Origin of the sequence: Shinella agrisoli (genome assembly GCF_046557955.1) — a bacterium.
Classification (GTDB): Bacteria; Pseudomonadota; Alphaproteobacteria; order Rhizobiales; family Rhizobiaceae; genus Shinella.
The window spans coordinates 143,967-167,877 of record NZ_JBJIEP010000010.1; the positions used below are offsets into that span (position 1 = coordinate 143,967).

The 23,911-nt window shown below is 69.6% G+C and carries 27 protein-coding genes; 7 read left to right on the plus strand and 20 right to left on the minus strand.

The annotated features are described in order from the left end of the window. Window positions 1-24 precede the first annotated feature (24 nt). The 3 genes from ACIIOY_RS13050 to ACIIOY_RS13060 all read right to left on the minus strand — a co-directional run bounded on the left by ACIIOY_RS13050 (window position 25) and on the right by ACIIOY_RS13060 (window position 2,798). A complete protein-coding gene (locus ACIIOY_RS13050) occupies window positions 25-633 on the minus strand; it encodes a hypothetical protein (protein ID WP_411035105.1) in 609 nt (202 codons plus the stop codon). Between the two features lie 19 nt (window positions 634-652). Then, window positions 653-1,879: a DNA-packaging protein gene (locus ACIIOY_RS13055; protein ID WP_411035106.1), complete on the minus strand. Its 1,227-nt coding sequence runs from the start codon at window positions 1,877-1,879 to the stop codon at window positions 653-655. A 385-nt stretch (window positions 1,880-2,264) separates the two neighbouring features. After that, complete coding sequence (locus ACIIOY_RS13060; protein WP_411035107.1) at window positions 2,265-2,798, minus strand: hypothetical protein; 534 nt, start codon at window positions 2,796-2,798, stop codon at window positions 2,265-2,267. 267 nt (window positions 2,799-3,065) lie between these two features. On the opposite strand from ACIIOY_RS13060, the gene ACIIOY_RS13065 reads away from it, so the two are divergent. Next, window positions 3,066-3,398 (plus strand): MmcQ/YjbR family DNA-binding protein, encoded by a 333-nt coding sequence (locus ACIIOY_RS13065; protein ID WP_411035108.1) that lies wholly within the window; start codon window positions 3,066-3,068, stop codon window positions 3,396-3,398. Window positions 3,399-3,404: 6 nt separating this feature from the next. On the opposite strand, the gene ACIIOY_RS13070 is transcribed toward ACIIOY_RS13065, so the two are convergent. Further along, window positions 3,405-3,890, minus strand: a complete 486-nt coding sequence (locus ACIIOY_RS13070; protein ID WP_411035109.1) for a YcgN family cysteine cluster protein — start codon at window positions 3,888-3,890, stop codon at window positions 3,405-3,407. A 183-nt stretch (window positions 3,891-4,073) separates the two neighbouring features. Between ACIIOY_RS13070 and ACIIOY_RS13075 the strand changes: the two genes are divergently transcribed. From ACIIOY_RS13075 to ACIIOY_RS13085, 3 genes are read left to right on the plus strand one after another with little or no spacing between them, the layout of a single operon-like run. Continuing rightward, complete coding sequence (locus ACIIOY_RS13075; RefSeq protein WP_411035110.1) at window positions 4,074-6,257, plus strand: transglycosylase domain-containing protein; 2,184 nt, start codon at window positions 4,074-4,076, stop codon at window positions 6,255-6,257. 30 nt (window positions 6,258-6,287) lie between these two features. After that, window positions 6,288-6,881, plus strand: coding sequence for a DUF1214 domain-containing protein (locus ACIIOY_RS13080; RefSeq protein ID WP_411035111.1), 594 nt, complete (start codon window positions 6,288-6,290; stop codon window positions 6,879-6,881). Next, window positions 6,874-7,425, plus strand: a complete 552-nt coding sequence (locus ACIIOY_RS13085) for a DUF1254 domain-containing protein (RefSeq protein WP_411035112.1) — start codon at window positions 6,874-6,876, stop codon at window positions 7,423-7,425. Before ACIIOY_RS13080 ends, ACIIOY_RS13085 begins: the two co-directional genes overlap by 8 nt. Before the next feature lie 119 nt (window positions 7,426-7,544). Here ACIIOY_RS13085 and ACIIOY_RS13090 read toward each other — a convergent pair whose 3' ends face one another. Beyond that, entirely contained in the window at window positions 7,545-7,733 is a 189-nt protein-coding gene (locus tag ACIIOY_RS13090; protein WP_411035113.1) for a hypothetical protein, read from the minus strand. Between the two features lie 651 nt (window positions 7,734-8,384). Between ACIIOY_RS13090 and ACIIOY_RS13095 the strand changes: the two genes are divergently transcribed. Further along, the gene (locus ACIIOY_RS13095) at window positions 8,385-9,299 is read left to right on the plus strand and encodes a hypothetical protein (RefSeq protein ID WP_411035114.1); all 915 of its coding nucleotides are present in this window, start codon (window positions 8,385-8,387) and stop codon (window positions 9,297-9,299) included. Between the two features lie 6 nt (window positions 9,300-9,305). On the opposite strand, the gene ACIIOY_RS13100 is transcribed toward ACIIOY_RS13095, so the two are convergent. The 5 genes from ACIIOY_RS13100 to ACIIOY_RS13120 all read right to left on the minus strand — a co-directional run bounded on the left by ACIIOY_RS13100 (window position 9,306) and on the right by ACIIOY_RS13120 (window position 13,847). Next, complete coding sequence (locus tag ACIIOY_RS13100; protein WP_411035115.1) at window positions 9,306-9,440, minus strand: hypothetical protein; 135 nt, start codon at window positions 9,438-9,440, stop codon at window positions 9,306-9,308. Between the two features lie 162 nt (window positions 9,441-9,602). Further along, a complete protein-coding gene (locus tag ACIIOY_RS13105; RefSeq protein ID WP_411035180.1) occupies window positions 9,603-9,974 on the minus strand; it encodes a DUF1491 family protein in 372 nt (123 codons plus the stop codon). A 79-nt stretch (window positions 9,975-10,053) separates the two neighbouring features. Then, window positions 10,054-11,505, minus strand: coding sequence for a methyl-accepting chemotaxis protein (locus ACIIOY_RS13110; RefSeq protein WP_411035116.1), 1,452 nt, complete (start codon window positions 11,503-11,505; stop codon window positions 10,054-10,056). Window positions 11,506-11,626: 121 nt separating this feature from the next. Beyond that, window positions 11,627-12,343 carry a peptidoglycan-binding domain-containing protein gene (locus ACIIOY_RS13115; RefSeq protein WP_411035117.1) on the minus strand — a complete coding sequence of 239 codons (717 nt, stop codon included), beginning with the start codon at window positions 12,341-12,343 and terminating at the stop codon, window positions 11,627-11,629. Further along, on the minus strand, window positions 12,315-13,847 hold the full coding sequence (locus ACIIOY_RS13120) for a sensor histidine kinase (RefSeq protein WP_411035118.1): 1,533 nt from the start codon (window positions 13,845-13,847) through the stop codon (window positions 12,315-12,317). The genes ACIIOY_RS13115 and ACIIOY_RS13120 overlap by 29 nt, the downstream gene beginning before the upstream one ends. 502 nt (window positions 13,848-14,349) lie before the next feature. Between ACIIOY_RS13120 and ACIIOY_RS13125 the strand changes: the two genes are divergently transcribed. Beyond that, the gene (locus ACIIOY_RS13125; RefSeq protein WP_411035119.1) at window positions 14,350-14,775 is read left to right on the plus strand and encodes a DUF5330 domain-containing protein; all 426 of its coding nucleotides are present in this window, start codon (window positions 14,350-14,352) and stop codon (window positions 14,773-14,775) included. 162 nt (window positions 14,776-14,937) lie between these two features. Then, entirely contained in the window at window positions 14,938-15,357 is a 420-nt protein-coding gene (locus ACIIOY_RS13130) for a SufE family protein (protein WP_411035120.1), read from the plus strand. Between the two features lie 22 nt (window positions 15,358-15,379). Here the strand turns inward: ACIIOY_RS13130 and ACIIOY_RS13135 are convergent, their stop codons facing one another. The 10 genes from ACIIOY_RS13135 to ACIIOY_RS13180 form a co-directional block, all read right to left on the minus strand. Then, complete coding sequence (locus ACIIOY_RS13135; protein WP_411035121.1) at window positions 15,380-16,180, minus strand: DUF6456 domain-containing protein; 801 nt, start codon at window positions 16,178-16,180, stop codon at window positions 15,380-15,382. After that, window positions 16,173-16,643 (minus strand): helix-turn-helix domain-containing protein, encoded by a 471-nt coding sequence (locus tag ACIIOY_RS13140; protein ID WP_411035122.1) that lies wholly within the window; start codon window positions 16,641-16,643, stop codon window positions 16,173-16,175. The genes ACIIOY_RS13135 and ACIIOY_RS13140 overlap by 8 nt, the downstream gene beginning before the upstream one ends. 214 nt (window positions 16,644-16,857) lie before the next feature. Next, window positions 16,858-17,295 (minus strand): Ros/MucR family transcriptional regulator, encoded by a 438-nt coding sequence (locus tag ACIIOY_RS13145; RefSeq protein ID WP_411035123.1) that lies wholly within the window; start codon window positions 17,293-17,295, stop codon window positions 16,858-16,860. Between the two features lie 426 nt (window positions 17,296-17,721). Beyond that, complete coding sequence (gene mnhG / locus ACIIOY_RS13150) at window positions 17,722-18,078, minus strand: monovalent cation/H(+) antiporter subunit G (protein ID WP_411035124.1); 357 nt, start codon at window positions 18,076-18,078, stop codon at window positions 17,722-17,724. Further along, window positions 18,075-18,428 (minus strand): cation:proton antiporter, encoded by a 354-nt coding sequence (locus tag ACIIOY_RS13155; protein ID WP_411035125.1) that lies wholly within the window; start codon window positions 18,426-18,428, stop codon window positions 18,075-18,077. The genes mnhG and ACIIOY_RS13155 overlap by 4 nt, the downstream gene beginning before the upstream one ends. Continuing rightward, window positions 18,428-18,901, minus strand: coding sequence for a Na+/H+ antiporter subunit E (locus ACIIOY_RS13160; RefSeq protein ID WP_411035126.1), 474 nt, complete (start codon window positions 18,899-18,901; stop codon window positions 18,428-18,430). Before ACIIOY_RS13160 ends, ACIIOY_RS13155 begins: the two co-directional genes overlap by 1 nt. A 2-nt stretch (window positions 18,902-18,903) precedes the next feature. Continuing rightward, window positions 18,904-20,445 (minus strand): Na+/H+ antiporter subunit D, encoded by a 1,542-nt coding sequence (locus tag ACIIOY_RS13165; RefSeq protein ID WP_411035127.1) that lies wholly within the window; start codon window positions 20,443-20,445, stop codon window positions 18,904-18,906. A 17-nt stretch (window positions 20,446-20,462) separates the two neighbouring features. Continuing rightward, window positions 20,463-20,840 (minus strand): Na+/H+ antiporter subunit C, encoded by a 378-nt coding sequence (locus ACIIOY_RS13170; RefSeq protein ID WP_411035128.1) that lies wholly within the window; start codon window positions 20,838-20,840, stop codon window positions 20,463-20,465. Further along, window positions 20,840-21,259, minus strand: a complete 420-nt coding sequence (locus ACIIOY_RS13175) for a Na(+)/H(+) antiporter subunit B (protein ID WP_411035129.1) — start codon at window positions 21,257-21,259, stop codon at window positions 20,840-20,842. The genes ACIIOY_RS13170 and ACIIOY_RS13175 overlap by 1 nt, the downstream gene beginning before the upstream one ends. Before the next feature lie 322 nt (window positions 21,260-21,581). Continuing rightward, the gene (locus ACIIOY_RS13180; protein WP_411035130.1) at window positions 21,582-23,906 is read right to left on the minus strand and encodes a putative monovalent cation/H+ antiporter subunit A; all 2,325 of its coding nucleotides are present in this window, start codon (window positions 23,904-23,906) and stop codon (window positions 21,582-21,584) included. Window positions 23,907-23,911: the final 5 nt, after the last annotated feature.

Below are 23,911 nucleotides of genomic sequence, written 5' to 3' on the forward strand. Positions count from 1 at the left end.
GATGAAGGGCAGCATTCAACGCCCCTACCCGCCCAGCGCCGCAAGGAACGCCCGCCCGTATCCCGCCACGCGCTCGGCGCGGTCGAGCCCGTTGATGATCCGCCGCGCGCCCGTCCAGTCGGCGCGGGAGCCGGAGAAATGGTCGGCCAGCTTGTGCCCGGTGAAGGCGCCCTTCAGCATGCCGGAAAAGAGGATCTCCACCGACACCGCCATCTCCATCGCCCGCTCCGGGCGGGAAACGAGGTCGATGCCCGTGAGGTCGGCCATGCGCTGGTAGTTCTGCCGGTGCGTCAGCTGCACCAGCCCGCGGCCCAGCCAGCTCGTACCGTGCGGGTCGCGCCGCCAGTAGGGCTCGGCGACCTGCGGCAGGCGCCCCGCCGCGAAGGCGCGGTCGAGGCGGGCGATCGCCTCGCCGTCGCTCGCCGCGAAGGTCTCGCGCACCGGCTGCATGCGCCCGCCGGTCTCGTGATGGGCGGTGGCCAGCATATAGGCGAGGAAGCGCCGGTCGCCGGTCTCCCCGCCCCGCTCGAAGCGGTCGAGAAGCGCGGTCAGCCCCGCCACCTGCCCGCGCCGCAGCCGCCCGCCGTAGAGGGCCCCGCGCACGCCGTCGAAAAACGCCCTGCGGTCGATCATCGTCCTGTCCCTTGAGGTTCTAGATTCCGCGCACCCGCGGTTCGCCCTGCCGGTCGATGATGAGCGCCGTCAGCGCCCAGACGAGCGCGTCGAGCCGGTCCGGCGAGCGGCCGGAGGAAAGCCCGTCCGGCCCGAAATCGCACATCTGGTCCTCCAGCTCGGGGAAGGCGCCGGCATGGACCACCCGCCCCTGCTCGTAGAGCGCGGCCACCGGCTCGGCGCGCAGGAACTTTCCCCGCGTGGCGCGCACCGTCGTCACCGGCAGGGCGGCGTCGACGCTCCGCAGCATCGCCGCCACCATGTCGCCGCCCTGGTTGACCTCCGCGACCACCCGGTCCGCGTCGAACTTGCGGAAGGCGCGCACCACGGCGCCCGCCCAGCCCGCGGGGCTTTCGCCCGTCACCGAGCAGTCGGCCAGCACCGCCGCGCGGCCCGCCCCGTCCAGCCCCGCGACGACGATGCCGCAGACCGAGGCCGCCGACGCCGTCGCCGGCGGGTCGACCGCAACGACGATGCGCGAGAGCGGCCCCGGGTTGCGAAGCCGGATCGCCTCCAGCCGCGCCCGGTTCCACAGCGCGTCCTCGCGGTCGGCGATTAGCTCGCCGTCGAGCTCCTGCCGGCCGAGCCGCGTGCCGCCGTAGCGCTCCGCCATGGCGGACAGGAACCCCGGCGACAGGTTCCGCGCATTGTCCGCGGTGGCGATGCGCCGCACCGCCGTTCCCGGATCGCCCGCCAGCGCCCGCAGCAGCGGCACCGGCCGCGGCGTCGTCGTCACCAGCACGCGCGGGTCCTCGCCGAGCCGCAGGCCGAACTGCAGCATGTCCCAGGTCTCCTGCCCGTGCTTCCACTTGCCGAGCTCGTCGCACCAGGCGAGATGGAACTGCGGCCCGCGCAGGCTCTCCGGGTCCTCCGAGGAGAAGATCTGCCCGATCGACCCGTTCGGCCAGACGAGCCGGCGGCGCGAGGCCTCGAAGTCCGGCCGCGACCGCCCAGCGATGCGGCAGATGCCGGAGACGCCGTCGATCATCACCTCGCGCGCGTCGCCGAGCGTCTCGGCCACCAGCGCGATGCGCATCTCGGGCCGCGCCAGCGCCTGGGCATGCACCCATTCGGCGCCCGCCCGCGTCTTGCCCGAGCCGCGCCCGCCCATCAGCAGCCACACCCGCCAGTCGCCCGGCGGCGGCAGCTGCGCGATGCGGTAGGTGAAGCGCCACGCGCGGGACTGCTCCCGGCTGCGGAACGCCATCCTTTTCGCCGGAGCCGTATCATGGCCCCCCATCCCCCCGCCTGCGGCGGGAGGATCGCATTCGGAGTGCGTCCCGCCCCCTTCTCCCCCGCGGGGAGAAGGTCGCGGCAGCGGGATGAGGGGGACGCCGGAGGCGCGATCTTCCGCGCCCGCCCGGCAATCCCCGGCCGCATATGCGGCAGCCCCGTCGCCCGCCGTAGCGGCGTCCCCGCGGGATGTGCCGCCGGCCTCCGCATGCCGCCGCCGGATGCCGGCCTCCGCCGCATCCATCGCGGCGTTGAGGTCCGCCCGCGCCCGCTGTTCCTCGATCATCCGCAAGCGCGCTGCCGCCTTCCTCATCGTCCTGTCGAGCTTCTGCCGGATCGACCTTGAGGCGAGCAGTTCCCTACGGCCCGCTTTCCATTCGCGCGGCAGCATCGCCGCCAAGCCCGAATTCGCGCATCCAGTCTTCCTTCGCCGCATTCACCCGGTCCTTCACCCGCGCCTCGACGAGCCGCTCGAATTCCTCGGCCAGCGCCTCCTCGTCGTCCGCTTCGCCGCCGTCCGCCGCCGCCCGCTCGCTGATCAGCGTGCGCTGGAGGCTGTCGATCTTTTCGAGGGTGCGCACGATCAGCGAGACGGCCTCGATCGCCGCCTTGGCGTCGGCCTGCGCCAGCTTGCGGGAAGCCTCGTCGCCGGCGGCCTCCGCGTCCCTGTCGGCCAGCGCCCTCTGGCTCTGGAAGCGCTGGAAGCGCTCGCGCAGCTCCTTGGTCATTTCGAGCAGCATGGCCTGCATGTCGGGGAAGGGACCGCCAGGCGCCTCGGCCTTGGTGTCGAGCAGCGGCGCCGCGCCGCCCTCGAAGACCGTCCGCCGGCCGCCAAGGCCGTCATAGGCCGCCGGCTCCGGCAGGACGCCGAAAAGGTCGAGGTCGATCGTCAAGTCCGCTTCCATCGCCGCACCCGAAAAGAAAAGGCGCCCGGTCCTGTCGGAGCGAGCGCCTGTCAATATATTCCTGCATGTTCCTGCGAGCCGGCCGCGGGCGGATACCGCCAGGCCATCCGGCCTCCGGAAAGTCCGGCGATCCGTCCGCCCGCACCTTTCCGACCATGCCATAACCCTATCAGGCGACCGTCACGCCGTCAAGGACTATTTTCCTATTCCTTGCGAAAACTTTTCCTTCCTCCCGTTCGGTGCTATCCTTTTTCCATGGTGTCCGACGATCTCATCGCGATGGCGCTCGGCATGCCCGGAGCGCGGGAAAGCGCCCATTTCGGCAAGCGCGACTTCCGGGTGGGCGAGAAGGTGTTCATGACCCTGCCGGAGCCCGGCCGCGCCGTGCTCAAGTTCACGCCCGACCAGCAGCTGATGGTGCTGGAGACGGATCCCGGCCTCTGCGCGCCGGTGCCCGGCGGCTGGGGCCTGAAGGGCTGGACGTCGCTTTATTTCGGGGACGCCGACAGCGAGCGCGTGCGCGACCTCATCGGCACCGCCTGGCGCAACGTCGCGCCGAAGAAGCTCGTCGCCGCGAGCCTTCACTGACGCCCGCTATTTCTGCCGGCCCACGTCCAGCGGCCAGGTCACGAGGTAGTCCTCGAAGTCGTCTATATCGATGCCCTCCTCGCTCACCGTGCGCCCGCGCGCGGAGATGCCGGCCTGGTGCACGGTGTCGGGATCGCCGGAAACGAGCGGATGCCACCAGTAGAGGTCGTGGCCGTCGCGCACGAGCCGGTAGCCGCAGGTCGGCGGCAGCCAGCTGATCGTCTCCACGCTCTCCACCGTCAGGCGGATGCAGTCCGGCACGCTCGCCTGCCGGTTCTCGTAGTCCTTGCAGCGACAGCTCTCCCCGTCGAGCAGCACGCAGCGGATCGAGGTCCAGGCGATCTCGCCGGTGTCCCAGTCCTCCAGCTTGTTGAGGCAACAGAGCCCGCAGCCGTCGCACAGGCTCTCCCACTCCGCGTCGGTCATCTCGGCGAGGGTCTTGGTCTTCCAGAACGGCAGGTCGTCCTGCCTTTGCGCGCGGCGGGTCGTCATCCCCGACCCCTGACCCCCTTATGCGCAAAGGTCAAGGGCCGGCGACGGTAACCGTTCCCCGCAAATTCCGTTCTGCTGCCTGCAAAAGACTGGTATCGTGCCAGAATAAACCGGTAGTGAGAGGACGTTAACCGGTGGCGGGCAGTGTGGCGCCCGCACCGAGGAACGCAAGAGACCGCGATCGTGGAAGACGAAAGCCAGAAGCCGAGAAAATCCCGCCGCCGCAAGCGGCACATCCTCCTGCGGATCGATTCGTGGATCGACTCCACGGTCTGGAACGCCGGTTTCCGCGCGGCGGAGATCTGGGAGGAGATCACGATCTTCTCCCGCCGCTTCCACGTCAAGGGCTGGAAAAGGGCGGTCTTCGAGGTCGCCGGCGAAGGCATGAACCTCGGCACCGCCGGCTTCGTGCTGCTGCTGGCGCTGGCGCTGCCCGCCTTCGAGGAGACCAAGGGCAACTGGCGCGCCCAGAGCGACTTCGCCGTCACCTTCCTCGACCGCTACGGCAACGAGATCGGCCATCGCGGCATCATCCACGAGGATTCCGCGCCGATCGACGAATTGCCGGACCACCTGATCAAGGCGGTTCTGGCGACGGAGGACCGCCGCTTCTTCAGCCATTTCGGCATCGACTTCCTCGGCCTTGCCCGCGCCATGAACGAGAACGCGCGCGCCGGCGGCGTCGTGCAGGGCGGCTCCACGCTCACCCAGCAGCTCGCCAAGAACCTGTTCCTGTCCAACGAGCGCACCATCGAGCGCAAGATCAAGGAGGCCTTCCTCGCCCTCTGGCTGGAGGCCAACCTCTCCAAGAAGGAGATCCTGCGGCTCTATCTCGACCGCGCCTATATGGGCGGCGGCACGTTTGGCGCGGCCGCGGCGGCGCAGTTCTACTTCGGCAAGAACGTGACGGATGTGAACCTCGCCGAATCGGCCATGCTCGCCGGCCTCTTCAAGGCGCCGGCGCGCTATGCCCCGCACGTCAACCTGCCGGCCGCCCGCGCCCGGGCCAACGAGGTCCTGACCAACCTCGTGCAGGGCGGGCTGATGACCGAGGGCCAGGTGATCGCCGCGCGGCGCAACCCCGCCACCGTCATCGACCGCAACGAGAAGACGGCGCCCGACTTCTTCCTCGACTGGGCCTTCGAGGAGGTGCAGCGCATCGCAAAGCCCTTCGCCCAGCACTCGCTCATCGTGCGCACCACCATCGACATGGGCCTTCAGGCCGCGGCGGAAGAGGCGGTGGAGAGCGGCCTTCGCCAGTACGGCGAGAGCTACCGCGTCAAGCAGGGCGCGCTGGTGATGATGGAGAACGGCGGGGCCGTGCGCGCCATGGTCGGCGGGCGCGACTACGGCGAAAGCCAGTTCAACCGCGCCACGCGCGCGCTGCGCCAGCCGGGCTCCTCCTTCAAGGCCTATACCTATGCCGCCGCCATGGAATCCGGCATGACGCCCGAGACGACAATCGTCGACGCGCCGATCAGCTGGAACGGCTGGTCGCCGCAGAACTACGGCCGCAGCTATGCCGGCCGCATGACGCTGATGACGGCGCTGGCGAAATCCATCAACACCGTGCCCGTGCGCCTCGCCAAGGAGAAGCTCGGCACGCCGAAGATCGCCGAGATGGCGAAAGCCATGGGCGTGGAGACGCCGATCCGCACCGACAAGACCATGCCGCTCGGCACCTCGGAGGTGACCGTGCTCGACCAGGCGACCGCCTACGGCGTCTTCCCGGCGGGCGGGCTGCAGTCGCGCCGCCACGGCATCAGCCAGATCCTCAACTACGACGGCGACATCCTCTACGATTTCTCCCGCGACGAGCCGCCGCCGAAGCGCGTCCTTTCCGAGAAGGCCATGTCGTCGATGAACAGGATCCTCGTCACCATCCCGGTGAGCGGCACGGCCCGGCGCGGCGCGCTCGAGCGCGGCATCGTCTCGGGCGGCAAGACGGGCACGACCCAGGCCTACCGCGACGCCTGGTACGTCGGCTTCACCGGAAACTACACGACCGCCGTGTGGTTCGGCAACGACGACTACACCTCGACCAACAACATGACCGGCGGCTCGCTGCCCGCCATGACCTTCAAGCGCCTGATGGACTATGCCCACCAGGGCATCGAGCTTCGCCCCATCCCCGGCATCGAGAACCCGCTGCCGGACGGCACGAAGGCCGCGGAGGTGGCCGCCGCGCCGGCCGACGAGAACGCGCTGCCGGCGCTCGTGCGCCCGCGCTCGCTCTCGGCCGAGGTCACCAAGCTCTTGAAGGACGTCGCCCGCCGGTTCAACGAGGCCAAGCCGCTCAAGGCCGATGGCCGCGTGGCCGCGCTCGACGCGGCGCTTGACCTTGCTCCGGCGAACCGGACAGAGTGACGCCAACCTGATTCCCACGGTCGATCGCCCTTGTTCCGCACGCCCCTCGTCATCGCCACAGCGCTCGCCGTCGCCTTCGGCCTCGGCATCCTCAGCTCGATCTACGCGCTCCGGGCGACGGTCGGCTTCGGCGCCATCGCGCTCGGGCCGTGGACGGCCTTCCCGGCGGCGCAGACGATCGACGCCGACCCTTACGCCAAAGCCCACCGCGCGCGCGACGGCAGGCTGCTGCTCGGCAGCGCCGAGGGCCTCGCCTTCACCGCCGCCACGGACAGCGACAGCCGCACCCTCGTCGAAAACTGCCGCTACGAGATCCGCGGCATCACGCCCCCCGCGCGCCTGTGGACGCTGCATGCGGCGGACCGCAACGGCAACCCGCTGCCGGGCGCGCACCCGGACCTGCCGACGGGCATCAACGCCTGGTCCGTGCTGCGCAACGCCGACGGCGACTTCGTGATCCGCATCGGCTCCTCCGCCATGCCCGGCAACTGGCTGGCGGTGCCGGAAGGCAGGGCGCCGTTCCTTCTGGTCATGACGCTGCTCGACACGCCGACGGCGGGCAGCTCCGGCCTCATCGACCTTTCCATGCCCGGCATCGCCCGGCTGGACTGCGCCGATGCGTAGCTTCCTCTATGCCATCGCCGTCGGCCTCGTCGGCGCGGCGCTGCTGCACATCGTCATCATCCTGTCGCTGCCGAGCTTCACCGGGCGCGACGCCTATACCCGCGTGCAGGCTTTCGGCGAGACGAACCGCTTCTTCCCGCTCGCCGATGCCGGCGACACGCTGGCGCCGATCAACGACGACCCGGCGATGAAGACCGCCGTCTGCGCCTTCTCGGTGGAGAACGGCCCCATCCGGCTCTTCGCGGAGGGCGACGTGCCCTTCTGGTCCCTCGCCATCTACGACAGCGCCTCCAACGAGGTGTTCAGCATGAACGACCGCACCTCGGTCTCCGGCGCGCTCGACACGCTCCTCGCCACGCCCATCCAGCTCATCGCGCTGCGCAAGGCGCTGCCGCAGGAACTGGAGCAGGCGATCCTCGTGGAGATGCGGGGAGAGGAAGGCTATGCTGTGCTGCGCACCTTCGTGCCCGCGCAAAGCCGGCTGGACGCGGCGACCGCCTTCCTGGCGGACGCAAGCTGCGAACCCTTCACGGCGGAACAATGAGGACAAGGCATCCGGCGGGGTGTGCCGCGGCCGGCCCGCGACTGGCCCAAGGCCGGCAATGCGCGGCGGCCGTCCGCACGCGCGCGCCATCGCCGGCCCGCGGCGACGGGAGGCGTCGCTTAAGGCCGGCGGGCCGTGTCCTGGGCGCCGTGCTTGGCCGCCTTGCCGCGCGCTGCCAGCATGGCGGGGGTCAGGCGCTCGTAGCGCACACCGGTAAAGAGCAGTATCTGGGCCGGAGCCCCAGGGCGAATGGTGTCGCGTCTCGGCGTTCGCGCGAGCCATTCCTTCAATCGTACCACGTCTGCCATTCTCGCCTCCAGAAGAAGAATCGAGACGGATGAAGTACTCCTACAAATCTCACCCTGCCCGTCCTGGCGGGCCGGTGCATCCGGTTCCTTCACCCGGACGCGACATGAGCTCGATGTCATCCCAGTCGCATACGGGTGGAAAACGGCGATACGGGCCAGAAGTTTCCCATTCACGGGAAGTTGTCTGGCGGCCGCCCGGCATCCGGAAGATCGCACCTTTCCCTTCCGAAACGGCGCCGCCTCGAGGCGAAGCGCCGCTTCCATGGTCGAATCATAGCACGTCCGTTGCAATAGACGAGCAGATCCGCGCCCCCAAAACTAGCGACTATCGGGTTAACATGCTGTTAACACTAGCGTGAACGGACGCCTCATGCTGTTCCCCGCGGCACAGGCGGGGCGGCGGGGGTCCCCGCGCCATTCCGGCACGCCCCGTTCGACCGCCATATGCAACCCCGGCGACACCGCCTTGTAAACATTGCGGTTTCCGCGCGAGCAAGGTTAACGGCTCGCTAACGTTTTTCCTCTACTTTTCGTGAACGACAGTGGGGATCGGCAAGGGGCCGCCGGTCCGGGGATGACAGGTGTTTTGTGGCGGACAGGTTTCGCGAACTGGAGAGACCGCAAGCCGGGCGGCCGAAGGACATCGTGCTGATGGCCACGGTCTCCAGCTTCGAGAGCCTGCGCTTCCCCTCGAAATCGGACCTGCGGCAGTTCGGCGAGCTCTTCGAGCAGCTCTATGAGGCCTCCACCGAGGAGGCCCGCCGGCAGGCGGTCGCGGCGCTTTCGCGCTGCCCGCAGGTGCCGGAGGAGACCGCCGTCTTCATCGCGCGCCAGCCGATCGGCATCGCCGCCATCTTCCTCATGGGATCGAAGGCCATCGCCGACAGCACGCTGCTGCGCATCCTGCGCGCGGCCGGCCCCGAGCACGCCCATGCCATCGGCCGGCGCGACGACCTTTCGCCCGCGGTCGTCGAGGCGCTCGTCGGCGCCCACCAGCATCACGCCAGCCGCCGCACCGGCGGGGACCGCGAGGCGGACCTCAGGGAGGCCGCGCGGCTGGAGCGGGAGGAGGGCATCCGCGAGGAGCTGCGCGCGCTCGTTCGCGCCGCGACGCCTCGGGCCGAGCCCGAAATCCGCCTCGAGCCGGCCACGGAGGTCCACCAGGCGCTGTTCGTGCGTTTCGCGCGCGCCGGCGAGGTCGGCATGGTCGCCGTGACGCTCGCCGACGCGCTGTCCTCCAGCCAGTGGCTTTCCGAGCGCATCCTCCTCGACATATCGGGGCGGCAGCTCGCCGAGACGCTGCTGGCTCTCGGCGTGCCCGAGGCCGACAGCCTGTCCGTGCTGGAGAGGATCTATCCGCACCTCGCCGCGGGAGGCGCCGGAACGCTGCTCGCCTCGCTAGATCCTGGCGAGGCGGCCCGCCGGGTCGAGAGCTGGCAGAGGGCGGATCGCTACACGAACGGCGACGGCCTGCCGAAGGCGGCCAACGGTGACGACGTTGAGGCGAAGGGGCAGGATCACCACGACAGGTCCTCCAGGATCGGGCGGCAACGCGCCGCCTCCTGACCATCTCTACCGGAAAACCCGGCGCCTGGCCGGTGCGCGAACCGTCGCACCCTCGCGGCGCCCGGCGGCAAGCGCAGCCAGCGTCGTCACGACGAACATTCCCGAAATCAGCAGGGCAAGGGCAGGCAGCACGATCAGCATGGGGCGTTCCTTTGCGGTCGGGCACGGGCCGCTGCCCGTGCGCCTTCCTTTTCCCACACCGCCGCGCCGCCGGCTGTTCCCGGCGGAACAGGCGATCTGCCCTGCCGGGGAGAGCGGCGCCGCATTCGCCCAAGTGGAAGGCACGGCAGCCGAACGACATATCTACCGCCGGAAGAACCCGTCGTCCCTCGGCCCGGCACCGGCGAACTCGATCAGGTCGCCGAGGTCGTCCGTCTCGATGGAGACCACCCAGAGGTCGCCGTCGAAGCGCCGCTCGCGCGCGACCGCCTCGGCAACCGCGCCGGCGTCGACGCGTTCCAGCCGCGTCTCGAACAGCCGCCTGTCGCCGTCGTCCGCCTCGAAGAGGCTCTGCGGGGCGGGCGCATGCAGGCTCTCGGCGCCGTCGCGGAAGACCTGCCGCACGAAGACCGCCCCCGCCTCCTCCGCCCCCTTCGCCTCCACGGCGGCGAAATCGCCGCGGGCGAAGACGCGGCGCATCAGGGCGGAAACGAAGATGTCGGTACGAAGGCGCATGACCGCGGCATACACGGCGCCGGGCGGCACGGCAATGCCGGCAAGCGCGGCCGCCATCGCCGGCAGGCCGCGGCGTGCCTCACACCCGGACCGCCAGCCGCAGCCCGCCCCAGTGGCGGCCGTGGACGGTGATGGGGGCGGAGATGTCCTTCATCAGCACGAACTGGCCGCCGCCCATGTCGCGCCGGTAGGTCTGGAGCAGGAAGGGCCGGGTGTTGCGGCCCGCGGCCAGGCCCACGCGGTCGTCGAAGATGCGGCGGTTGCGGCAGTTGGCGGTGTTCCAGGCCGGATCGCCCGGCCGCTGCGGCTCGGAGAATTTCCGGTTGTGCGTCGGCAGGTAGCCGTTCTCGTCGACCGCCGCGCAGAAGGCGATGCGCGCGTCGGCGGCGACCGCCGGCTCCTGGATCGCCGGCAGCACCCGGTCGGTGAAGTCGGTAAATCGCGTCAGCATCTGCAGCGGGTCGGTGCCGGGGATCGGCCGGTACTGCCGGTCGAACAGCGCCTCCATGCCGATCTCGCCGCTGCGCACGGCCGCCGAGAAGCGGGCGGCGACCTCGCCCGCCAGTTCCTGCACCAGGCGGATATAGGGGCTGTCCGGCGTCTCGATGCCGGCGCTCGCCGTCGCCTGGATGATGCGCTCGGAGATGGCCACCACCTCGCCGACCTTGCCAGAGGCGCTCTGCAGCATCTCGGTGCAGCGGATGACCTCTGCCGAGGCCGCGCCGATCGACCGGGCGAACTCGCTGCATTCCTTGTCCACCGCCCCGGTGGTCGCGGCGAGCGAGGAGGCGCTGTCGAGGATCCTCGACATGACCTCCTCCACCCCGGCGAAGGAGCCCTGCACGCGGGAGGCCGTCGCCTTGACGCCCTCGGCCGAGACCCGCGCGCCCTCGCCCGCGCCCTCCAGCCGGTCGATGCGCGCGCGCAGCTCCTGCAGCGTCTTCTGGATGGAGGCCGTGGTGTTGGAGGTCTCGAGCGACAATGCCCGCACCTCCGCCGCGACGACGGCGAAGCCCTTGCCGGCATCGCCCGCGCGCGCCGCCTCGATGGCGGCGTTCAGCGCCAGCAGGTTCGTCTGCCGCGCGATGGTGCCGATCGCGTCCGCCAGCCGCCCGACGTCGGCGAGCGCGCCGGAGAAGGCGGAGATCTCCGTGCCGATCTCGTTGGAGGCCGTGACCATGTGGTCGATGGCGGCGATCGAGCCGTCGAGCTCGGCGGCCTGCTCGCCCAGCACCTTGCGGGCGCTCGCCGCAAGCTGGTCGGTCTCGCCGAGCGCGCGGGCGATGTCGCCGTTGGCGCCGGCGATCGCCGCGGCCGATTGCGTCAGCCGCGTGAAGAGGCCCGCATGCTCGCGCGATTGCGCGGCGGTGTCCTGGATGGAGCCGGCGATGTCCACGAGGTGCAGGCCGAGGTCCGACGCCTCGGCGGCAAGCGAGCCGATCACCCGGCGCAGCGCGTCCGCATCGGCCGGCGGTTCCGGCCCTTCCTCTTCAAGGCTATCCGCGGTCTCCCGCAAGGCGGCGTTGGACATGGCTCGACGATCCTCCCGATAATCGGACGATCATCCGGCAGGCATGGTTAACGCATCCTTTAGAGGCGGGCGGCGGATGGGCCGGCCGTAGGCGTAAGACTTTCGTCGAATGCCGGCGGCGTCACAGGGCGCCGATGTCCTTGAGCTTTTCCAGCACCTGCTCGTTGGGCTCGCCGGTCACCGGCAGGCGGTAGTGCTTCTCGAAATGGCGGATCGCGGTGCGCGTCTTCTCGCCGATCAGCCCGTCCACGGCGATGTCCGTATAGGCGATGTTGCTGAGGCCCTTCTGGATCTTCATCACCAGGTCGCTCGGGGCCGGCCTTGCGACGGCGGAGGTGACGGCGGGATCGGCCTCCGCTTCCAGGATCGCCGCGGCGACCGGATCGCCCTCCTCGCCGGCCTGCGTCTTCGCCGGCTGCTTCTCGATGATCGTCGCCACTTCGTCGAAGGGCCGCTCGGCGGGCGTGACGTCGGTCACCTCGGGCAGTTCCTCGCCCTCGTCCAGGCGCTCGATGACGAAGGTCGTCACGTCGTGCGGCTGCGGCTTCGTGGCGGTGAAGCCGAGCGAATTGTCGGCCGAGCGCATCTTCAGGAACGGCGCCGGATGGCCGCCCGGCTGGTACCAGAGCGCATTGGCCGCGACGAAGGAGAAGACGACGAGGAAGGCGCAGGTGCCGCCGACGGCGCCCGGATGGCGCGCGGCGAGGCCCCCCAGCGCCAGCAGGCCGGCGATCACGATGTTCGGCCGGCGCGGCGCCGGCGCGCGCCCGCCGGAACGGCCCTTGCGGGCCTGGCCCTGCGGCCGCCGCTCAGGCTGTCTTCTGACGTGCGCGTTCATCTTGCGTGTCCCTGCCATCGTCCGACGGCTCGTAAACGGTCTCTATGGCCGCCGCAAGGCGCGGCGGGAAATCGACGGTGGATCGGGCGGCGCCCTTCGGCTCCCGCTCTCCCTCGCGCGCGACGCCCGAGCCGTCCACCGGCACGCGCACGGTGATGACCGTGCCCTCGCCCGGCCGGCTGCGGATGACGAAGCTGCCGCCGTGCAGCGCCACGAGCCCCTTGACCAGCGACAGGCCGAGGCCGGTGCCCTCGTACTTGCGGGTATACTCGTTCTGCACCTGCATGAAGGGCTGGCCGATCAGCTCCAGCTTGTCGGCCGGGATGCCGATGCCGGTATCGCTGACCGTCAGGAGGAGGTCCCGGCCCTCGCGCGCCGCGTCGATGGTGACGACGCCGCCGCGGTCGGTGAACTTGATCGCGTTGCCGACGAGGTTGATGAGGATCTGCTGGATGGCGCGCTGGTCGGCCACCGCCTCGCCGATGGCGCGCGGCACGCGGCTCGTCAGCTTGATGCCCTTCTCGCGCGCCTGGAGGCCGAGCATCTGCTCGCAGGCCCTGACGCTGTCGGCGACCGCGAAGGGCTCGGTCAGCAGCTCGTAGCGGCCGGCCTCGATCTTCGAGACGTCGAGCATGGTGTTGACCACCGAGAGCAGGTGCGAGCCGGACTGGTGGATCAGCGTCACGTATTCGCGCTGGCGGTCGTTCTCCAGCCGGCCGAAATACTCGCCGGCGAGGATGTCGGAAAAGCCGAGGATGGCGTTCAGCGGCGTGCGCAGCTCGTGGCTGACGGCAGCGAGGAAGCGGGTCTTGGCGTCGTTGGCCGATTCGGCCTCCGCCGCCTTGCGCGCGTTCTCGTTCCTCAGCCTCGCCTCCTCGGAAATGTCGCGCGACTGGGCGACGACGGCGGCAAGCCCGCCGTCGGGGCCGCAGAGCGCCGTCATTTCCACGCGCATGTGCACGAACTGCTCGGCGTCCGCCTCCATGCGCGGGCGGTCGATGCGGATGTCGACGGTCTCGCGCGCGCCGCCCTGGCGCAGGCGGTCGATCGCGGCGAGGAAGCCGAGGCGGTCGGACACGTGGATCTGGTCGAGATAGCCGCGGCCCGCCGGGTCGCGCATCCAGGAGAGCATGTCGGCGCGGTCGCGGCCGTGCACGGCGGTCACGAAGCCGCGCGCGTCGTGCAGCGTCACCAGGCCGGCGAAGAGGTCGTAGGGGGAGAAGGCGGCGACGGCTTGCGGCGCCTCCTGCGCGGCCGCCTCGGGCCGGGCGGTCTTCGGACGGCGCACGGCGCTTGCCGCGGCGGCGAGCAGCGCGCCCGCACCGGCGAGCGCGACGCCGGCCGGCAGCGCGGCGGAAGCGGGCATGACGGCGGAGAAGGCGAGCGGCAGGCCGGGAACGGCGGCCATGAGCGCGAGCGTCGTGGCGCGCAGGGCCGAGGACGGGCGCTCGTCGGCGGCGCATGCGCCCGCAACGCCGGCAACGGCGCCCAGGCAGGCTGCCATTCTGTCAGCGATGGTGGTCAATTGGCGCAACGCAAAACCCTGCCGTTCATGTTCTTTTCTGTGGCCCCAAAATCGCATCGGCGACTTAAGGAAAGGATAAACGCGGGGGGCCGGAAGGGGGCGAAAAAGCCCCAAAAGTCCCATTTCGGGGCAATCCAACGGGCATTCGTCCGGCGTGGTTAACGGGGCGTAAGCGCCTCATTTTGCGGCATTTTTCTGTTCGTATTAACTTCTGGGGCAAGAGGCCGGAGGCGCGCCTTCCGGCATTCCGGGCACGGGCGCCGGCAGGACGCGCCATCATCCTTAACGGCATTCGCTAAAATCTGCCTCAAATGCCGCTAAAGTGCGGATTGTCTCGCATTTTAATCAAAACTGGGCAAAACCCGAGTGATTCCAGCAAAAGGGAATTTCCTTCCGGGCCCTATTCTCGCATCAACGGTTCGCCAAGGACCAACAAGCCGAAGGCCGCAAAGAGCCGAGGCCCCAACGAGGATGGCAAGCGATGTGGTTTCTGATCAAGGGAACGTTCTGGTTCTCACTGGTTCTCGTCCTGCTCCCCTTCCTGGACGCGGAATCCTCCGCGAAGCTGGAACAGGGGCCGACCGTCCAGATCGGCGATACGTTCACCGCCGCCAGCGAGGCGATCCACTATGTGACCGCGATGTGCCTTGAGAAGCCGGACGTCTGCCAGAAGGGCGCGGAAACCTTCGTCGCCCTCGGCCACCGGGCCCGCGAGGGCGCCCGCATCGCCTACCAGTTCCTCGATACCCAGTTCGCCGAGGAGGGCGCCGACCTCGCCAAGGCCGATCCGGCGAAGAAGGAAGCCCTCGACCAGCCGCTGCCGGACGTCGCGAAGATCGACGCCGACGACGAGGTCATCACCGGCACCGTCGCCATCCCGACCCGCCGCCCCGACCGCAAGGGCTGAGCCGCCCCTCTTTTCCTGCTTTTCTGCCTGCCTCACTCGTTGCCCTGCAACCCGCCGCACGGACCCGTTCCCTGCGGCGTTTCTTTTCGTCCGGGGCTGTTTGCGGTTCAAATCCGCGGCGCCCTCGCCTATATGGGAACCAGCACCCGGAACGGATACGACATGGCCACGCTGCAAGAGATCATCGACGACTTCGCCTTCCTCGAGGAGTGGGAGGACCGCTACCGCTATGTCATCGAGCTCGGCAAGGCGCTGCCGGACCTGCCGGAGGAAAAGCGCACGGCGGCCAACAAGGTGCAGGGCTGCGCCAGCCAGGTCTGGCTCGTCAGCCATGCCGACGGCGGATCCGACCCGGTGATGACCTTCGAGGGCGATTCGGACGCCCATATCGTGCGCGGCCTCGTCGCCATCGTGCTCGCCATCTATTCCGGCAAGCGCGCCTCCGAGATCGCCGCCACCGACGCCATCGACACGTTCAACGCGATCGGCCTCGTTGAGCACCTCTCCTCCCAGCGCGCCAACGGCCTGCGCTCGATGGTGAGGCGCATCCGGGAAGAGGCGGCGATGAAGGTGGCGGCGTAGGGCCTTTCTTCGGTCCCGCTCCTCACCGCCGAAGCTCCGGCCGATAGCCCTCCGCTCCCCAGGCATGCGACCGCCTTCCCGCCGGGGCCGGCGGCGCATAGTGGCGGGCAAGCGCCATCAGCGCGGCGCGCAGCAGGAGCTTTGCCGAGCGGGCCGGCCATTGCCGTTCGCGCTCCACCGTCTCCAGCCCCTTCATGAAGCAGCAGACGTCGAGCGCCACGCCCGAAAGCTCCGGCCCGATCGCCTCGACGGCGCGGGCGACGCGCAGGCGCGCGGCAAGCGCGGTGTCGGTGAGCTCGCGCGCCGCGCCGGCCTCCCCCTTCTGCCGGCCGGCGATGCGCGGCTCCCAGGACATGGTCGTGCGCGGCTGGAGGCCGCCGCGGGTGAAGTCCGCATGCAGCCGCTCGCCGGCCGCGATGGCGCTTTCCGGCAGGAAGGCCCCGCCCGTCTTCTCCTTCAGCCGCGCGAGGGCGGCCAGCGGCGATTCCAGCCGGTTGGCGAGCGCCGTCTGCCGCGCCCCGTCGCGCAGCACGACCACCTCGGCCAGATCGCGATGCTGGCCGGCGAACGGCGTCTGCGCCTCGCAGAGCCGACGCTTCAGGTGGGCGCGCGCCTCCGGCGTCGCGGCGAGGCGCGCGCCGGTGTGGCGCACGAGGCCGAGGCGCAGCGCCTCGGCCAGGAGCGCGGGCGACGGCGGCCGGTAGCGCCCGTTGCCGGCCGAAAGCACGCCGTCCCCGCCCAGCGCCGCCCCGCCGGCGGACAGCAGGAAGCGCAGGAGCCGCGCCATTTCGGCGGCGTTCGCCTTCTCGGGGACCTCACTCATGGCTGCCGATCCCCGCCGTGCCGAACACGCAGATGACGACGCGCTCCACCGCCGAGACGAAGGCGTCGAAGGCGGCATCGTCGCGGCGATCCTCCACCACGTTGCAGGCATGGCCGACCGTGGTGCGGTCGCGCCCGAAGGCCGCGCCGATGTCGGACAGCGAAAGCCGCAGCACGACATGGCAGACATACATGGCGACCTGGCGCACATGGCAGGTGGAGCGCCTGCCGTCGCGGCGCCAGAGCGGCCGGTCGCTCGCCATCGCGGTCATTTCCAGGACGAGCTGGCGGACGATGCGGCAGGCGACCGGGGCCGGCACGGCCGGGCCTTCCGGGGCGCCCGTCGCCCGGCGGGCGGGCCGCGCGCCCGCGTCCGGCTCCGCGCTCTTGGTTTCCGGCGCGCGGACGGCGCCGGGCGAGGCCTGCGGGGACGGCCGCCTCTCGAAAACGATGAACTGGTGCATGGCTGGCAACTCCGTTGATAGGAATTTATTCATACACCCTAGAGGACGAGCGGGGATGAATGAAGCGTCAAGCCACAACCATGCATTGAATTTCTTAATAAATTTGCGACAGTCATCCCCGCTGTAGGCTTTTATTCCTTATCGCTTGCAAAGCAAAAGGCCGGAAACCTCACGGCTCCGGCCTGTCCCGCCTGCGAAACGGATGCGGGGGCTCTTATTTGTTGCCCTTGCGGCGCTGGCCGAGGCCCATTTCCTTGGCCAGGCGCGAGCGCGCCTCGGCATAGGCGGGAGCGACCATCGGATAGTCGGCCGGCAGGTCCCACTTCTCGCGGTACTCTTCCGGCGTCATGCCGTAGTGGGTCATCAGGTGGCGCTTCAGCGACTTGAACTTCTGGCCGTCTTCCAAACAGATGATGTAGTCGTTCTGCACCGACTTCTTCACCGGCACCGGCGGCTTCGGCTTCTCGGCGACGACCGGCGCCTCGACGGCGGCGGCCGGCTGGGTCGTGTTGTTGAGCGCCGCATGCACGTCGGCGATCAGGCCCGGCAGTTCCGAGACCGGCACCACATGGTTGCCGACATAGGCGGCGACGATATCCGCGGTGAGTTCGACGAGTAGATTGGAGCCGGCGCCAAGGGTCGTTTCAGTCATTTCTTTCTCCTATCGGGCAACGCGAAGATCGATGGCCCCATCCATCGACCTGGCTGTCGAATTCCTTATAAAGCCTCGTTCTCGGCCGATTGCGTGGCGGAATAATGCCCGCAGGCACCGATGCCTGTCGAAACACCGGCATTTTGCGTCAATATAACTTTTCACCACAGCGGACGCTGTTTTCGCCGATTCTCTTGCCAACATATATACCGCGCGGGCGCGGTCCGGGCATCAACTCAACTTAAACAGGAAGGCCGCATGCAAGCTAAATCAACCCGAATGCTTTACTTAGCCTGAAATATCATTCCCGGATTCATTGTCCAGTATTATTTTGAATCTCGGGAAGGATAGTTCTGATTAATCCATTCGATCCACGGAAATCCAGCCGATACTGCAAAATTTAGGGGTAAGCAATTCAACTCATTGTCAACGCTTCTTCGCATCGCGCTCCTGCGCGTCGCGCATCTCGTCGATAACGGTGAGCCGCGCCGGGCGGTAGCCGGCGGCGTGCGCGGCCTTGGCGACGAGGTGGGCGGCGACCGGGGCGGTCAGCACGAAGAAGACGAAGCCGGCCAGCGCCCGCGTGAAGACCGCCGCGTCCAGCGCATGGATGCCGGCGGCAAGGAGCATCAGGCCCGAGCCGACCGTGCCGGCCTTCGAGGCGGCGTGCATGCGCGTATAGACGTCCGGCAGGCGCACGACGCCGAGCGCGGCGAGGAAGGTGAAGACGCCCCCGGCAATCAGCATGGCGCCGACGAGGAGGGCAAGGACGAGGTCCGTCATCGCCGCGCCCTCCCCTTTGCCGCCGGCCTGCCGCGCCGGGCGGTGCGGCCGGCCTCGTCCTCCTCGCCCGGCTCCAGGCCGTGGCGCAGCACGAAGCGGGCGAAGGCGACCGTCGCGAGGAAGCCGACGAGGCCGAGCGCGATGGCGATGTCGATATAGAGGTTGAAGCCGGTGCGGATCGCGACGACGGCGATGAAGCCGATGGCGATGCCCGCCAGCATGTCGAGCGCGACGATGCGGTCCGGCAGCGTCGGCCCCCTGACGACGCGCAAAGCCGTCAGGAAGAAGGCCGCGCACATCAGGAAGAGCGCGATCGACGAGGCGAAGGAGATGACGGTCGCGGCACCCATCAGCGGAAAGCCTCCATGATCTTCCTCTCGAAGCCGCCCGCGATGGCGCGCCGCATGCCGGCGGGATCGGAGCAGTCGAGCGCGTGCACGTAGAGCACCTTGCGGTCCTCGGAGACGTCGACGGAGAGCGTGCCCGGCGTCAGCGTGATGAGGTTGGCGAGCAGCGCGATCTCGAAGTCGCGGTCGACCGTCAGCGGAAAGGCGAAGATGCCGGGCTTCAGCGCCATCTTCGGGCTCGCCACCAGCAGCGCGACCTTGAAGGCCGAGAGCGCCAGTTCCCTGAGGAAGAGGACGAGCAGCGACAGCACCTTCAGCGGCCGGATGCGCCTTCCGTCCGGCCGGACATGGCCGCGGATGAGGGCGAGCGACAGCGCGCCCGCGGCGATGCCGAGCAGCAGGTTGGGCACGGTGAAGCTGCCCGAGACGGCGAGCCAGACGAGCGCGAAGAGCGCGATGATGGCAGCGGGCCGCATGGTCAGCCTCCCTCCGGAAAGACGGAGCCGATATAGGCGCGCGGATCGGCAAGGCCCTGCGCGGCGTGCTGGATCGTCGCGAGCAGCGCGTCCGGGAAGAGGCCGAAGGCCACCGTGAGCGCGGCGAGCGCGGCGAGCGGGACGAGCGCGCTTGCGGGGATCGCCTCGTCCGGCAGGGCGCCCTCCGCCGGGCGCCAGTAGGCGAGCGCGAAGACGCGGCCGAGCGCGATTGTCGTCAGGAAGCCGGTGAGGAGGACCGTCGCCGTCAGCCACCAGGCGCCGATGTCCATCGCCGCCTTCGCCACCATGACCTTCGGCCAGAAGCCGGAGAAGGGCGGAAGGCCCGAGACGGCGAAAAAGAGCACGAGCGACAGCGCGGAGAACGGCGCCGAGCGGCCATGGAGCCCGCCGAGCCGGTTGAGGTCGAACGTGCCGGCAAGCCGCCCGGCGAGCCCCGCCGCCATGTAGAGCGCGGTCATCACCACCATGGAATGCAGCGCGTAGAAGATCGCCCCGCCGACGCCGCCGGGGCTGCCGAGCGACAGGCCCGCCAGCATGGTGCCGATGCCGGAGACGACGACATAGCCGAGCATCCGGCGGATATCGCTCTGGCCGAGCGCCCCGAGCGCGCCGAGCACCATGGTCGCGGCGCCTGCGAGCGCGATGACGAAGCTCAGCTCCTCCCGCTCGACGGGAAACAGCATGACCAGCGTGCGCAGCAGCGCATAGATGCCGACCTTGGTGAGGAGGCCCGCGAAGAGCGCCGAGACCACCACGCGCGGCGTGTGGTAGGAGGCCGGCAGCCAGAAGTTCACCGGGAAGGCCGCCGCCTTCATGCCGAAGGCGAGGAGATAGAGCGCGGCGAGCGTCATCAGCGGCAGGCCGGCGCGGTTCTCCGCCGCCTTCACCGCGATGTCGGCCATGTTGAGCGTGCCGAAGAGGCCGTAGAGGTACCCGGTGGCGATCAGGAACAGCGTCGTCGCGACGAGGTTGAGGAAGGCGTATTTCACCGCGCCGTCGATCTGGCGCGGCTCCGAGCCGAGCACGATCAGGCCGAAGGAGGAGATCAGCAGCACCTCGAACCAGACATAGAGGTTGAAGACGTCGCCGGTCAGGAACGCGCCGGAGACGCCGGCCATCAGCAGGAGGAGGAACGGATAGAAGCCGTAGCGCCGGCCGCTGCCGTCGATGTCGCCGAGCGCGTGCACGCCGCCGGCGAGCGCCACGACCGCGCCGGCGAGCGCGAAGAGCGCGCCCGTAAGGTCCGCCGTGAAGGCGATGCCGAAGGGCGGAAGCCAGCGGCCCATGACCATGGTGACGGGGCCGTTCTGCGCGACATGGGCGAGCAGCAGGGCGTCGAGCAGCACGAGCACGGCGAGCGCGGGGACGGCGAGCCATCCCTGCAGGTGCAGCGACTTGCGCAGCATCAGCAGCACCGCGCCGGAAAGGATGCACCAGGCCGGCGGCAGCACGACCAGCCAGTCGGCCGGGGCGACCGGCGTCGTGACGAGGGCTGCGGAAAGGTCTGCGGGGTTCACGGCCATCGGCGGGGCGGGTCCTGTCAGTAGCCGGTCGGCGGGAGGGGATCGTCCTCCGGCTCGGCCAGGCGCATCTCGTTGCCGTTGTCGGTGCCGAGGTCCTGGTAGGCGCGGTAGACGAGCACGAGGAGGAAGGCGAAGAAGGAGAAGGAGATGACGATCGCCGTCAGGATGAGCGCCTGCGGCAGCGGATTGGCGGTGAGCGTCGCCGGCACGTCGCGGCCGGCCGGGATGATCGGCGGCACCTCGCGCAGGATGCGGCCGCCGGTGAAGAGGAGAAGGTTCACCCCGTTGCCGAGCAGCACGACGCCGAGCAGCACGCGCACCAGGAACTTCGACAGCATCAGGTAGACGGCGGCGGCGAAGAAGAGGCCGATGAGCAGGACGAAGGGCACTTCCATCAGGCGTCGTCCCCCGCTTCGAGCGCCAGCGCGATCGAGGTGATCGAGCCCACCACGACGAGATAGACGCCGGTATCGAACAGCATGACGGAAGAGAGCGGCACCTCGACGCCGAGGACCGACGGATAGACCCAGAGCCCCGTCATGAAGGGCACGGCGAAGGCGGCCGACAGCAGGCCGGCGAGGCAGGCGATGAAAAGCCCGAAGGCGGAGATCGCCATCGGGTGGAACCACAGTGCCCTGCGCACCGCGGCGACCCCGTTGGCGATGCCGAAGACGGCAAGCGCCGAGACGGCGATCAGCCCGCCGATGAAGCCCCCGCCCGGCTCGTTGTGGCCGCGCAGCAGGACGAAGAGGGAGAAGAGCACCATGAGGGCGGTGAGGAACGGCGCGACGGTGCGGAAGATGAGGGTGTTCATGCGGCGGCGCCCTCCGGGATGGAGGCGGGCCGGGACGCCGCGCAGGGCAATGGCCTGAGGACGGAAAGCCGCGCCTCCTGCCCCTTCTCCCCGCCCGCGGGGAGAAGGTCGCGGCAGCGGGATGAGGGGCAGCGCCGGTCGAACGGGGCCGGTGGCGGCAAGAGGTTGACGTCCTGCCTGCCCCTCATCCGCCTGCCGGCACCTTCTCCCCGCAGGCGGGGAGAAGGATGATTTGGCAAGGCCGTGCCTCCTGCCGATCTCCCCCCTTGAGGGGGAGATGGCCGGCAGGCCGGAGAGGGGTGTAGGCTGCAAACGCCCGCCATCACGCCCTCCCCTTGCGGATGCGGATGATCGAGAGGATCGCCAGCCCCGCCACCATGACGACGGCGATCTCGCCCAGCGTGTCCGTGCCGCGGAAATCGACGATGATGACGTTCACCACGTTGGCCCCGTGCGCGACCGTCTTGGAATAGAGGTTGAAGAAGTCGGTGAGCGCGGTGTCGAAGCGGCCCTGCACGACCTTCAGGAGATAGAGCGCGAAGCCGAGGCCGCAGGCGGCGGCGATCGCGGCGTCCGGGATCTTCTCCCTGAGCGGCCGGTGGTCGCGCGGCGTCAGCCTCAGCCGCGTCATGACCAGCGCGAGGATGACGACGGAAAGCGTCTCGATCATGAACTGGGTGAAGGCGAGGTCCGGCGCGCCGAAGAGGAGGAAGAGCACGGCGACGCAGAACCCCTGGATGCCGAGCGCGACGATGGCCGTCAGGCGGTTCTTCGCCGTCAGCACCGCGCCGATGCCGACGACGGCGAGCGCCATCACGGCGAGCTCGTGGAACGGCATGCCCGCCGGCCAGACCGGCAGGCGCGGCCATTCGCCGTAGACGGCCGGCGGCACGAGGAGCGCCAGCGCGATGACCGCGAAGGTCGCCGTCATGTAGACCTCCATGAGCCCCGGCTGGGCGAGCCGGCTGACCTTCGCGGCGGCGCGCACGAGGCCGCCCATCGCCTGGTCGAAGCCCCGGTCCGGCCCCCAGCCGATGTCCTCCACCAGCCGGTCCGCCGCCGCCCGCGCCCTGTCGAGCACCAGGAAGACGAGGACGCCGAGGGCGACGGTAAGCACGGAGAGCGCGAGCGCGGTGCCGAGATGCGGCACGGCCGAGACGGTGACGGCCTGCGGCCTGCCGGCAATGGCCGAGGCGAGCGGCGCAGTCAGGACGGCATGGGCGACGGCGGAGAAGAGCCCGGCGGCAAGGCCCGCCGCCGCCAGCAGCATGGGCCCGATCCACAGCAGCGCCGGCCCCTCGTGCGCCTCCTTCGGCGTCGCGACGGGCGCTCCGAGGAACGGCTTCAGCGCCACGGCGAAGGCGGCGGCGAACATCAGGCCGTTGCCGACGACGGCGGCCGCCGTGAAGGCGAGCGCGCGCGGGCTGCCGCCGGCGAGCGCCGCATAGACCTCCTCCTTGGCGAGGAAGCCGAAGAAGGGCGGCAGGCCGCCCATCGAGAGCGCGGCGAGAAGCGCGGCCAGGAAGGTGACGGGCATGGCGCGCCTGAGCCCGCCGAGCTTCGTGACGTCGCGCGTGCCCGCCTCGTGGTCGACGAGGCCGGCGACCATGAAGAGCGCGCCCTTGAAGAGCGAATGGGCGACGAGATAGAGCGCGGCCGCCGCGGCCGCATGCTCCGAGCCGAAGCCGGTCAGCAGCACCAGGAGGCCGAGCGAGGCGACCGTCGTATAGGCGAGCATCAGCTTCAGGTCGGTCTGGCGGATGGCGAGCACGGCGCCCGCAAGCAGCGTCAGCCCGCCGAAGGCCGGCAGGATCGTCTCCCAGGCCGGCGTGCCGCCCATCACCGGGTTGAGCCGCATCAGGAGGTAGACGCCGGCCTTCACCATGGTCGCCGAGTGCAGGTAGGCGGATACCGGCGTCGGTGCCTCCATGGCGTTCGGCAGCCAGAAATGGAACGGGAACTGCGCCGACTTGGTGAAGGCGCCGCCGAGGACGAGGAAGAGGACCGGCAGGTAGAACGGGCTTTCCCGCACCTCCGCGCCGAAGGACATCAGCAGCGAGAACTGCGTGACGTCGGTGACGTTCCACAGGAGCAGCAGGCCGGCGAGCAGGAAGAGCCCGCCGCCCCCCGTGACGATCAGCGCCTGGAGGGCGGCGCGGCGCGCGGCCTCGCGCCGATGGTCGAAGCCGATCAGCAGGAACGAGGTGATCGAGGTCAGCTCCCAGAAGACGAAGAGCATCAAAAAACTGTCGGAGGCGACGAGGCCGAGCATCGCGCCCATGAACATCAGGATGAAGGAGAAGAACCGCCCCTGGTGCGGGTGGCCCTTCAGGTAGCCGCCGGCATAGAGCACGATCAGCGTGCCGATGCCGGAGATGAGCAGCAGGAAGGCGAGCGACAGGCCGTCGATCAGCCAGGAGAAGCTGACATTGTAGGACGGCACCCAGGCATAGCCGCCGGTGACGATCTCGCCGCGCGCCACCTCCGCGCCGAAGCCGAGGAAATGCAGGAAGACGGCGAGCGGGACGAGCGCCAGCGGCCAGGCGGCGTTGTGGCCGAGCAGCCGCGTGAGGGCCGGCGCGATCATCGCGCCGAGGAACGGCAGGCAAAAGGCAAGGAAGGTCAAGCCCATCGTGCCCGGCATCATCCCCT

What these genes read in the sequence shown, in the direction of transcription:
- ACIIOY_RS13160 (WP_411035126.1), bottom strand. Translation starts at nt 18,901, where the DNA reads ATGCGGCCCGCTGCCATCATCGCGCTCTTCGCGCTCGTCTGGCTCGCC.
- ACIIOY_RS13120 (WP_411035118.1), bottom strand. Translation starts at nt 13,847, where the DNA reads ATGGCAGCCTGCCTGGGCGCCGTTGCCGGCGTTGCGGGCGCATGCGCC.
- ACIIOY_RS13085 (WP_411035112.1), top strand. Translation starts at nt 6,874, where the DNA reads ATGCGTAGCTTCCTCTATGCCATCGCCGTCGGCCTCGTCGGCGCGGCG.
- ACIIOY_RS13170 (WP_411035128.1), bottom strand. Translation starts at nt 20,840, where the DNA reads ATGGAAGTGCCCTTCGTCCTGCTCATCGGCCTCTTCTTCGCCGCCGCC.
- ACIIOY_RS13155 (WP_411035125.1), bottom strand. Translation starts at nt 18,428, where the DNA reads ATGGGTGCCGCGACCGTCATCTCCTTCGCCTCGTCGATCGCGCTCTTC.
- ACIIOY_RS13090 (WP_411035113.1), bottom strand. Translation starts at nt 7,733, where the DNA reads ATGGCAGACGTGGTACGATTGAAGGAATGGCTCGCGCGAACGCCGAGA.
- ACIIOY_RS13095 (WP_411035114.1), top strand. Translation starts at nt 8,385, where the DNA reads ATGGCCACGGTCTCCAGCTTCGAGAGCCTGCGCTTCCCCTCGAAATCG.
- ACIIOY_RS13105 (WP_411035180.1), bottom strand. Translation starts at nt 9,974, where the DNA reads ATGCGCCTTCGTACCGACATCTTCGTTTCCGCCCTGATGCGCCGCGTC.
- ACIIOY_RS13100 (WP_411035115.1), bottom strand. Translation starts at nt 9,440, where the DNA reads ATGCTGATCGTGCTGCCTGCCCTTGCCCTGCTGATTTCGGGAATGTTC.
- ACIIOY_RS13145 (WP_411035123.1), bottom strand. Translation starts at nt 17,295, where the DNA reads ATGACTGAAACGACCCTTGGCGCCGGCTCCAATCTACTCGTCGAACTC.
- ACIIOY_RS13115 (WP_411035117.1), bottom strand. Translation starts at nt 12,343, where the DNA reads ATGAACGCGCACGTCAGAAGACAGCCTGAGCGGCGGCCGCAGGGCCAG.
- ACIIOY_RS13050 (WP_411035105.1), bottom strand. Translation starts at nt 633, where the DNA reads ATGATCGACCGCAGGGCGTTTTTCGACGGCGTGCGCGGGGCCCTCTAC.
- mnhG (WP_411035124.1), bottom strand. Translation starts at nt 18,078, where the DNA reads ATGACGGACCTCGTCCTTGCCCTCCTCGTCGGCGCCATGCTGATTGCC.
- ACIIOY_RS13125 (WP_411035119.1), top strand. Translation starts at nt 14,350, where the DNA reads ATGTGGTTTCTGATCAAGGGAACGTTCTGGTTCTCACTGGTTCTCGTC.
- ACIIOY_RS13130 (WP_411035120.1), top strand. Translation starts at nt 14,938, where the DNA reads ATGGCCACGCTGCAAGAGATCATCGACGACTTCGCCTTCCTCGAGGAG.
- ACIIOY_RS13180 (WP_411035130.1), bottom strand. Translation starts at nt 23,906, where the DNA reads ATGATGCCGGGCACGATGGGCTTGACCTTCCTTGCCTTTTGCCTGCCG.
- ACIIOY_RS13110 (WP_411035116.1), bottom strand. Translation starts at nt 11,505, where the DNA reads ATGTCCAACGCCGCCTTGCGGGAGACCGCGGATAGCCTTGAAGAGGAA.
- ACIIOY_RS13140 (WP_411035122.1), bottom strand. Translation starts at nt 16,643, where the DNA reads ATGCACCAGTTCATCGTTTTCGAGAGGCGGCCGTCCCCGCAGGCCTCG.
- ACIIOY_RS13070 (WP_411035109.1), bottom strand. Translation starts at nt 3,890, where the DNA reads ATGACGACCCGCCGCGCGCAAAGGCAGGACGACCTGCCGTTCTGGAAG.
- ACIIOY_RS13135 (WP_411035121.1), bottom strand. Translation starts at nt 16,180, where the DNA reads ATGAGTGAGGTCCCCGAGAAGGCGAACGCCGCCGAAATGGCGCGGCTC.
- ACIIOY_RS13165 (WP_411035127.1), bottom strand. Translation starts at nt 20,445, where the DNA reads ATGGCCGTGAACCCCGCAGACCTTTCCGCAGCCCTCGTCACGACGCCG.
- ACIIOY_RS13175 (WP_411035129.1), bottom strand. Translation starts at nt 21,259, where the DNA reads ATGAACACCCTCATCTTCCGCACCGTCGCGCCGTTCCTCACCGCCCTC.
- ACIIOY_RS13055 (WP_411035106.1), bottom strand. Translation starts at nt 1,879, where the DNA reads ATGGCGTTCCGCAGCCGGGAGCAGTCCCGCGCGTGGCGCTTCACCTAC.
- ACIIOY_RS13065 (WP_411035108.1), top strand. Translation starts at nt 3,066, where the DNA reads ATGGTGTCCGACGATCTCATCGCGATGGCGCTCGGCATGCCCGGAGCG.